This is a genomic window from Pseudomonas sp. P5_B2, from assembly GCF_056400445.1.
Genome location: NZ_JBFULH010001464.1, coordinates 1 through 564, shown reverse-complemented (window position 1 = coordinate 564; position 564 = coordinate 1). Strand labels below are relative to the sequence as shown.

The following is a 564-nucleotide window of genomic DNA, read 5'->3' as shown; positions in this document are numbered from 1 at the left end:
GTAGATGTGAGACCATTCGGCCCCAACCTAATGCAATTCCATGTCCCAAAGTTGCAGCTTGAATCGTATCGTTATACGAGCTACAGCGGAGCATATTAGTCATTTTTGGGCGCGTATCGCCTAGTTCTCGGCACCAGCTATTCCAGGTTAGTCAACCCTCAAGAGTTGCGTCTGAGTCAATGAGTTCCATACGCAAAAAATCAACTATCGATGTCGGGACTGGGTTTGCAGCTAGCCAGCAAGGTGAGCAGACAGGGAATACCTCCTCATCGAATAAAAAAATTGAGTTTCCATCGTCCCATTTTCCGTTGCCATACCGAATTACTAGATCGACGTCATCGCGATGGAAGTCCGGGGTCAGCATCTGCGTAAATAATCGCAATTTTAATTTAGGTTGAATTGCACGCAACATGCTTAATCTTGGAAGAATTCTAAACTGAGAAAATGCTGACGTGCACGAAAGAATGATTTCTCGTTCTTGGTCATAAATTCCCTCAGCGATTTTGTCGTATACGCTTGCCATACGATGGATAGATGCTGCTACCGCCGAATGCAGGATATAAC

Annotated in this window: 1 protein-coding gene; it reads right to left on the bottom strand. The window is 45.0% G+C overall.

Going from position 1 to position 564, the window contains the following annotated elements; translation table 11 throughout:
- Nucleotides 1-151 precede the first annotated feature (151 nt).
- On the bottom strand, nt 152-564 hold a 413-nt coding region (locus AC1DRJ_RS31850), incomplete at its 5' end, for a LysR substrate-binding domain-containing protein (RefSeq protein ID WP_477805591.1).